The organism is Mycobacterium sp. MUNTM1, assembly GCF_054660795.1.
Genome location: NZ_BAAGDE010000110.1, coordinates 1 through 6062 on the forward strand (window position 1 = coordinate 1; position 6062 = coordinate 6062).

Annotated in this window: 5 protein-coding genes; all 5 read right to left on the bottom strand. The window is 67.9% G+C overall.

The features are described from left to right. Positions 1-83: 83 nt before the first annotated feature. Positions 84-2741: a valine--tRNA ligase gene (locus ACYQ8K_RS29665; protein ID WP_459974899.1), complete on the bottom strand. Its 2658-nt coding sequence runs from the start codon at positions 2739-2741 to the stop codon at positions 84-86. A 77-nt stretch (positions 2742-2818) separates the two neighbouring features. Next, a complete protein-coding gene (locus ACYQ8K_RS29670) occupies positions 2819-3424 on the bottom strand; it encodes a LysM peptidoglycan-binding domain-containing protein (RefSeq protein WP_459974902.1) in 606 nt (201 codons plus the stop codon). A gap of 160 nt (positions 3425-3584) precedes the next feature. Beyond that, on the bottom strand, positions 3585-4184 hold the full coding sequence (locus tag ACYQ8K_RS29675; RefSeq protein WP_459974904.1) for a DUF937 domain-containing protein: 600 nt from the start codon (positions 4182-4184) through the stop codon (positions 3585-3587). 114 nt (positions 4185-4298) lie between these two features. Beyond that, positions 4299-5555: a saccharopine dehydrogenase family protein gene (locus ACYQ8K_RS29680; protein ID WP_459974906.1), complete on the bottom strand. Its 1257-nt coding sequence runs from the start codon at positions 5553-5555 to the stop codon at positions 4299-4301. 253 nt (positions 5556-5808) lie between these two features. Beyond that, on the bottom strand, positions 5809-6062 hold a 254-nt coding region (locus ACYQ8K_RS29685; protein ID WP_459974908.1), incomplete at its 5' end, for a transglycosylase family protein.

The window sequence follows — 6062 nt, forward strand, 5'->3', positions numbered from 1 at the left end:
GGTCGGGGATCGCGGCGGGGACCTCGTCCTGCGGCCAATCGGGGTCGTCCTGCGGCCAGTCGGGCGGCTCGGTCATCGGACGCTCACTGCAGCCCGGCTAGCCGCGCGTTGATCCGCTCGGTTTCCTCCTGGGCCAGGCGCTGGCGATCGCGGATCTTGTCGACGACGTTTTGCGGGGCCTTGCCCAGGAATTCGTCGTTGGCCAATTTGGCGGTGGTCGATGCCAGCTCCTTGTGCGCCGCGGCCAGATCCTTTTCCAGCCGGCGGCGTTCGGCGGCGACGTCGATGGTGCCGGAAGTATCGAGCTCGACGACGACCGTGCCGCCGCGCAGCCGCACCTCCACCGACGCCGACGGGCGAAATTCCGGGCCCGCGGCGGTGAGCCACGCCAGCGACGTCACCGCGCTCACCTGGGTGCCCAGATCGGATTCGTCGACGCCGGTCATCCGCGCAGGCACCTTCTGCCGGTCCGCCAGACCCTGATCGCTGCGGAACCGGCGCACCTCGGTCACCAGCTTCTGCATGTCGGTAATCCGCTGTGCGGCAACCTGATCCAGGATGATCCCGGACGACTGCGGCCAGTCGGCGATCACCAGCGACTCCTGGGCCTCGTCGCCGGTCAGCGCCTGCCACAGGGCCTCGGTGATGAAGGGGATCACCGGGTGCAGCAACCGCAGCAGGGTGTCCAGCGTCGCCGCCAGCACGGCGGTGGTGTGTGTGATCCCCTCGGCCAGTTGCGTCTTGGCCAATTCGACGTACCAGTCACAGAATTCGTCCCACGCGAAGTGATAGAGCGCTTCGCAGGCGCGGCTGAACTCGTAGCTGTCGAACGCCGAATCAACCTCCGCGCGAACCTCTTCCAACCGCCCGAGAATCCATCGGTCCGCGTCGGTGAGCTCGGCCAACGCGGGCAGCGGGGCCAGCCTGGCGCCGTTGAGCAACGCGTAGCGGGTGGCGTTGAACAGCTTCGTGCAGAAGTTGCGCGACGCGCGGACGTGGTCCTCGCCGACAGCCAGGTCGCCGCCGGGGCTGGCGCCGCGGGCCAGCGTGAACCGCAGCGCGTCGGCCCCGTACGCGTCCACCCAGTCCAGCGGGTCGACGACGTTGCCCTTGGACTTGCTCATCTTGCGGCCGGACTCGTCGCGGATCAGCCCGTGCAGGAAGACGTCGGTGAACGGCACCTGCGGCCCGCGGCGGCCGTCCAGGGTGATGGCCTCGTCGTCGCCGACGAAGGTGCCGAACATCATCATCCTGGCCACCCAGAAAAACAGGATGTCATAGCCGGTGACCAGAACGCTTGTGGGATAGAACTTTTCGAGCTCCGGGGTCTTGTCGGGCCAGCCCAGCGTGGAAAACGGCCACAACCCCGAGGAGAACCAGGTGTCCAGCACGTCGGGGTCCTGCTCCCAACCCTCCGGCGGGGTTTCGTCGGGACCGACGCAGCGCTGTTCACCGTTGGGGCCGTACCAGATCGGGATCCGGTGGCCCCACCACAGCTGGCGCGAGATGCACCAGTCGTGCATGTCGTCGACCCAGGCGAACCAGCGCGGTTCCAGGCTGGCGGGGTGGATCACGGTGTCCCCGTTGCGCACCGCGTCACCGGCGGCCTTGGCGAGCGACTCCACCCGAACCCACCACTGCAAAGAAAGGCGCGGCTCGATCGGCTCGCCGCTGCGCTCGGAGTGTCCGACGCTGTGCAGGTAGGGCCGCTTCTCCTCGGTGATGCGGCCGTCGGCCGCCAGCGCCTCGCGCACCGCGACCCTGGCCTGGAATCGGTCCATGCCGTCGAATTGCGTTCCGGTGTCGGTGATTCGGCCTTTGGTGTCCATGATCGAGATCATCGGCAGTTGATGCCGCAGGCCGATCTCGAAGTCATTGGGGTCGTGTGCGGGCGTGACTTTGACTGCGCCGGTGCCGAATTCGGGTTCGACGTGTTCGTCGGCGACCACCAGCAGCTGACGGTCCACGAACGGGTGCGGCAGGCTGGTGCCGACCAGGTGCCGGTAGCGTTCGTCGTCGGGATGCACCGCGATCGCGGTGTCGCCGAGCATCGTCTCCATCCGGGTGGTGGCCACCACGATGTGTGGCTGCGAGTCGTCCATCGAGCCGTACCGGAACGACACCAGCTCGCCTTCGACCTCTTGATAGTCGACCTCGATGTCCGAGATCGCCGTCTGCAGCACGGGCGACCAGTTGACCAGCCGCTCGGCCCGATAGATCAGTCCGGCGTCGTAGAGGCGCTTGAAGATCGCGCGGACCGCCCGCGACAGGCCGTCGTCCATGGTGAAGCGGTCGCGGCTCCAGTCCACGCCGTCGCCGAGCCGGCGCATCTGGCCGCCGATCGCTCCGCCGGACTCTCGCTTCCAGTCCCAGACCTTTTCGATGAACAGCTCTCGACCGAAGTCCTCTTTGGTCTTGCCGTCGACCGAGAGCTGCTTTTCCACCACGCTCTGCGTCGCGATGCCGGCGTGGTCCATCCCCGGCTGCCACAGCACCTCGTAACCCTGCATCCGCTTGCGCCGGGTCAGGGCGTCCATCATCGTGTGCTCGAGCGCGTGGCCCATGTGCAGGCTGCCGGTCACGTTCGGCGGCGGCAGCACAATCGAATACCCGGGTTTTGTGCTGTCGGGGTCCGCCGTGAAGTAGCCGGCATCCACCCACTTCTGGTAGATCGCACTTTCGGCCGCAGCGGGATCCCACGACTTGGGCAGGTCGGTGGCGGGGCTGCGGCTGGCGGTCACCCGTCAATTCTAGGGAGCGGTGTTTACCTTCATGTAAGCGCCCAAACCCGCAGGTGGCGCGGTCCGTCCTCCGGTGATCAGGGAATCGTGAGCACTTGGCCGGGCTGAATCAGGTCCGGGTTGGAGATGCCGCTGGCGTCGGCGATCGCCTGGTAGCGGTTGCCGTCGCCGTAGAAGCGCTCCGCGATCGCCCACAGGGTGTCGCCGGAGGCGACGGTATAGGTCCGCGCCGCGGGCTCCGGCTCTGGCTCAGCCGCTGGCTCTGCGGCTGGGGCCCCTTCGGCGACGGCGTCCTCGGCTTGCGCGGCAGGCGCGTCGGCGGCGGCCTCGGGCGCCGGTGGCGGCGGGCTGTCGGTCTCCGTGTGCGTCGACCATGCCGGCCCGTCGGAGGCATACAGCACCAAGTTGCGGTCGTCTTGAAGCACGAGTTTGACGTCCTTCTTGCCCTTGGTGTCGGTATGCCAAACCGGTTTGTCCGCCGTGTAGAGAACGAAGTTGCCGTCGGGCTGCACCTCGGCGCGCACCACATTTTGGCCCTCGGTCGACGTGGACCACAGAGCCTGACCTCGCGAGGCCAGCACCAAGTTGCCGTCGTCCTCCAGGGTCAGGGTGTAGGCGCCGTTGTTCGAGGCGAGCGATTCCCCGCGCACAAGCTTTTGACCACCAGTAAGCGTGTCTGACATAGCATTACCTCTCTCATCAACGCAGTCCGGCCACGCCAAAGGCCGAACATGCTCGTACCCGTTAGTTCGATCTTCTATTGGGGCCTGGGCATCCCTCCCTCGACGCAATCGAAACGACGGGAAATACCGATGAAGACTCCGCGTGAATTTGCGGCGCTGGCTACTTCTTGCCGCCGAGCAGCCCACCGAGGATGTCGCCCAGCGCATTGCCCTTGCCGCCCAACACGTTTCCGAGAATGCCGCCGATGGATTTGTCACCGGAGCCGGCACCGAGGATGCCGCCCAGCACTTCGCCCAGACCGCCACCCGAAGCGGCCTGCGTTGTCCGAGGCACCGTTTCCGGCGAGCCCCGGCCACCCGAATTCATCTGTTTTCCGATGTATGCCAACACGATCGGGACCAGAACCGGCAACAACTGCTTGAGCATGTCGCTGTTACCGGCGCCTCCCTTGGCCAGCGCCGACGCGACTTGATCGGCGTCGTTGCCACCGAAGATCGTCGCGATCGCCTGCCGGCCGTCGCCCGCATCAACCTGCTCGACGCCGCCGCTGGCGTCGAGCAGACCACTGGCGGCGTGACTCGTGGCAGCGGACTCGATCCGGTCGGCTGCCGCGGGATCCTGCGAGTTCTGGTGAAGACCGCTCAGCAGCGCAGGCACCAATGTGTGAACCGCGCCGACGACTTCGTCTTCGTTCACGCCGAGCCTTGTCGCGATTTCAGATGTCGGGATCTGGGCGTACAGATCATCAAGACCGGCCATCGGGGTTCACCCGCCTTTTATTACTGGATGTATGAGCCAAGTCACATACGACAGTAGACTCATGCGGCCCGACACAACAGCCCTCGCGGCGGGCCGTGCGACGCAACCGGGTCACTACCCCAGCCGCTCGACCTCCAACGTCACGCCCGCGGCGGGGAACCGGTCGAGCAGCGCGTCGCCCATGGCGGCCGCGGGGGTGAGAACGCCGTGCAGATCCGGGAGCTTGTCGCGGTCCACTGCCAGCGCGAGGCCGCACTCCCCCAGCAGTACCGAAGTCGCCTTATAGCCGGGATCGCCGCGCTGTTCCATGCGTGCCACGTAACGGGCGCCGGTGGTCGTGGTGGTGAAGGTTTCGATCCGGTAGTAGCCCCGGTCCCGGGCGGCCTCGCTCGGGCCGGTACCGGGTTTGGGCACGATGCGTTCCACCAGTTTGCGTGGCAGCAGCCGAAAATACCGGCTGCCCAATCCGAAGGTCGCGGCGCCGATGCCGCCCACCACCGCGGACGCCACCGGAGCCAGCGGCGACGAGCCCAGGCTCATGCTTTCGCTGTATCGCAACTGGCGCCCGTAGGCCCAGTCCAGCAATGCGTTGCTGCGCCGCACAATTCGGGTGTTGTAGGGAGCCATCAGGAAGCCGGACGTCCACAGCCCGGCCAGCTCCGGCGCGATCCGGCGACCCCGACGCCAGGGCAGATCGGGCTGGGGACCGATTTCGGGTTCGGCGCCGCGGTCGGTGGTCAGCGTGTACGGGTCGGCGAGCTGGCGGCGCGCCTCGGGATCGCGGGAGGCGGTGTCAAGCACTTCCAGCATCGACGCGACGGTTCCGCCGGACACGCCGCCGGAGAAGGAGCGGACCACCAGGTCGGTATCGCCGAGCTCCCCCGCGCCGTCGTCACGGACCGCGCGGTAGAGCGCGTACACGCTGAGGTCCGAAGGGACGGAATCGAATCCGCACGCGTGCACAATGCGGGCGCCGGTGTCGGCGGCCTGCTTGTGGTACAGGTCGATGCTTTCGCGGACGAACATCGCTTCGCCGGTCAGGTCGGCGTAGTCGGTGCCCGCGCCGGCGCAGGCGGCCACCAGCGGCAATCCGTAGCGGGTGTAGGGCCCGACCGTGGTGATGACGACCTGGGTGCGGGTCGCCATCTCATTGAGCGTCGAGGGCGACGAGGCGTCGGCGTTCAGGATGGGCCACGACTGCGCGCTGTCGCCCAGAGTGTCGCGGACGGCACGCAGTCGGTCGGCCGATCTGCCGGCGAGCGCAATCCGCCTGTCCGGCGCCGAGCTGGCCAGGTATTCGGCGGTGAGTTTCCCGACGAAGCCGGTCGCCCCATACAGCACAATGTCGAATTCGCGCGGCGTTGCGGTCACGGGCCCGACGCTACCCGACGCCGGGCATCGCACCCGCTGGAGCTAAGAAGTGGGGGGGGCGGGGCGCGGGGCGGGGTAAATGTTTTTAGGGGGAGCGGGCGGTAGGTGGGGGGGGGGGCGGCGCCGGGGCCCCCCCCCCCCCCCCCCCCCCCCCCCCCGGCCCCCCCCCCCCGGCGCCCAAACCCCGCCCGCCCCCCCCCCCCCCCAACTTATTATAGGTATCCCGGCCACGCCGTCGATTGGTGGCTGCGGCTCAGCCGCGGCGGCCGCAGACCGGCCAAGCGCCGATGCCCTGCGAGTGCAGCACGTTCTCGGCAACCCGGATCTGCTCCTCGCGGCTCGCGCCGGACGGGGACCCCGACCCACCGTTGGCGCGCCAGGTGCTCGGGGTGAACTGCAGACCACCGGAGAAGCCGTTACCGGTGCTGATTCCCCAGTTGCCACCGGACTCGCACTGCGCGATGGCGTCCCAGTTCACGCTGTACGCGCGGTGGGCGGGAGGCGGCG